The sequence below is a fragment of the Streptomyces sp. URMC 124 genome (genome assembly GCF_051386455.1).
Classification (GTDB): Bacteria; Actinomycetota; Actinomycetes; order Streptomycetales; family Streptomycetaceae; genus Streptomyces.
Genome location: NZ_JBPQTS010000306.1, coordinates 1 through 2,309 on the forward strand (window position 1 = coordinate 1; position 2,309 = coordinate 2,309).

The 2,309-nt window shown below is 71.4% G+C and carries 1 protein-coding gene and 1 pseudogene; both read right to left on the reverse strand.

Annotated elements, in window-relative coordinates; genetic code table 11:
• Window positions 1-437: 437 nt before the first annotated feature.
• Window positions 438-887, reverse strand: a pseudogene (locus tag ACSNOG_RS32510) (DoxX family protein); the annotation flags it as partial.
• 112 nt (window positions 888-999) lie between these two features.
• Window positions 1,000-2,058, reverse strand: a complete 1,059-nt coding sequence (locus ACSNOG_RS32515; RefSeq protein ID WP_436756300.1) for a L,D-transpeptidase — start codon at window positions 2,056-2,058, stop codon at window positions 1,000-1,002.
• Between the last annotated feature and the right edge of the window lie 251 nt (window positions 2,059-2,309).

Consider the following 2,309-nt stretch of genomic DNA (forward strand, 5'->3'; position numbering starts at 1 on the left):
GGCGGGGGGCGGGGCGGGAGCGGTAGCCGCTCGCCGCGGCGCCGGGACGCCCCCGACGGGCGTGGGGCGCGGAGGTGGCGGCCATCCCGGGCTGGCGGCCCCCGTACGCCTGCCCGGCCGATCGCCTACCGCCGCCCGGTGCCACCCGGGCCCCGCTGCGGCTTGCCGGACGGCTTGGCGGCAGGTTTGGCTGCGGGCTTGGCGGCAGGCTTGACCGTGGACTTGGGCGTCGGTTTGGGCGTGGCCTTGCCCGTGGGCTTGGCGGCCGGTTTCGCGGCCGGCTTGGCAGGCGACTTGGCGGCCGGCTTGGCCGGTGGCTTGGCGGGCGACTTGGCCGACGTTTTCCCGGACGACCTTCCGGACGACCTTCCGGAAGGCCTTCCGGGCGCCTTGGCCCGCGGTTTGCGCGCGGGCTTGCGGGCCGTCCGGAGCGGCCCCGCGTCCACCGACCACACCGGCGCTCCCGCCACCACCAGCGGCAGCCACGCCATCAGGTAGATCAGGTCGTTGCCGTAGTAGTAGGGCGTGGTCTGCCAGCTGACCGTCAGCCAGAGGCTGAGCGAGATGAGCGCGCCGCCCGCCGCGGCGACGCGGGCGAATATGCCGAAGAGCGTGCCTATGCCCACCGCGAACTCGCCGAGACCTATGGCATAGCCGAAGCCCTCGGGGTCCTTCAGGGCCAGGTCGACCAGGTCCGGGACGGCGGACGAGCCGCGGACCGTACGCATCAGCTCGCCGATCGAGCCGGGGCCGGTGTCCGCCAGGAAACCGGAGTCAGTGATCTTGTCGAGCCCCGCGTAGATGAAGGTGATGCCGAGGAAGATGCGCAGCGGCAGCAGTGCGTACTGCGCGCTCTCCCCCTGTTTTCCGCGCCCGATGAAGGCCATGGCGTCCGCCGCCTCTCCGTTCCGTCCTGGTCGTCATCCGAACCATACGGACGGAAGACGAAACGCGTTCAGCCCTGTGGATAAACCTGGGTACCGGGGACGGACACCGAGGTCAGGCCCCTGTGCGGAGACCGAGCGCGCTGCCCTCCAGCCACTCCTGCCAGCTGATGTTCCAGTCGCCGTAGCCGTTGCCGAAGCGGTCCATCGGCTTGGGCTTGATGCTGCCGGTGACCTGGACGACGTCGCCCTTCAGGCTCAGCCCGTAGAGCCACTTGGCGTCTTCCGTCGACATGCCGATGCAGCCGTGGCTGACGTTCTCCTTGCCGAACGACTCGGCGTTGTCGGGAGCCGCGTGCACGTACTCGCCGCTGATCGTCTCGCGCATGCTGTAGTCGTAGGACCCGTAGAAGCCGTCGGGGTGGTTGCGCGGGATGCCGATGGAGAGCGAGTCCATGACGACCCGGCCCTCCTTGGCCAGGATCGTCTTGATGCCCTCGCGGGTACCGAAGCCCTTGCTCTCGTCGCCGCCGCTGACCGGGATCGTGCGCAGCGTCCTGCCGTTGCGGACGACGGTCAGCTTGCGGGCCTTGAGGTCGACGGTGCTGACCATCGAGTCGCCGATGGTGAAGGAGACCGTGCGGTCCCCGGCGGCGGCCGTGCCCTCGGCGAGCTTCACGCCCGCGAGCCGGGCGTCCAGGGTGACCTCGGCCCCTGCGGGCCAGTACTTCTCGGGACGGAAGTGGACGCGCGTGTCGCCCTTGGTCTCGTTCCAGTGCCAGGCGCCCGCGACCTTCGGCGAGGTGGAGACCTTCAACCGGCCCTCGATGTCGGCGCGCAGCTCCTTGGAGACCTTCTGCTGCTTGAAGACCAGGGCGATGGGCTGGCCGACGCCGACCTTCTCGCCGTTGGCCGGGGCGATCTCGGGCCGGACGGTCCGCGCGGCACCGGGCAGCATCGTCGCCGGGGGCGCGGGCTTCTCGGTCAGGGTCACGGGGCCCGGGGACGGCGAGGCCTGCGAGCCCGCCGATGCGGACGACGAGGACGACGAGGACGACGATGCCTTCCGGCCCGGCTTCTCCTCGGCCTCGGCACCGCCGCCGCATCCGGTGACGGCCAGGCCGGCGAGGGCCAGGGCGGCGGACAGCCCGAGGGAGCGGGAGAGGCGGCGCATGGGGGTGGCTCCTACAAGGTTCTGAATGTTCCGGACGCGAGGGGGCCCGGGCGCCCGGGCATGCGGGAGCCGAGGCGGTCACGCCCCGGCTCCCGACCATCGTAAGCAGGGCGAATGCCCCGAAACGGCGCCCGGAAGGACGAGCCACCCCCGCCGACAGGAGGGGGTCAACGGGCCCTGCCCTCCACTGGTTCCCTTACGGGCGTATGGCATGGGTCACGTGGGCGGCGGAGTGTAGCAGATACCCCCTG

Coding starts and splice junctions, on each gene's coding strand:
- ACSNOG_RS32515 (WP_436756300.1), bottom strand. CDS start 2,058: ATGCGCCGCCTCTCCCGCTCCCTCGGGCTGTCCGCCGCCCTGGCCCTC.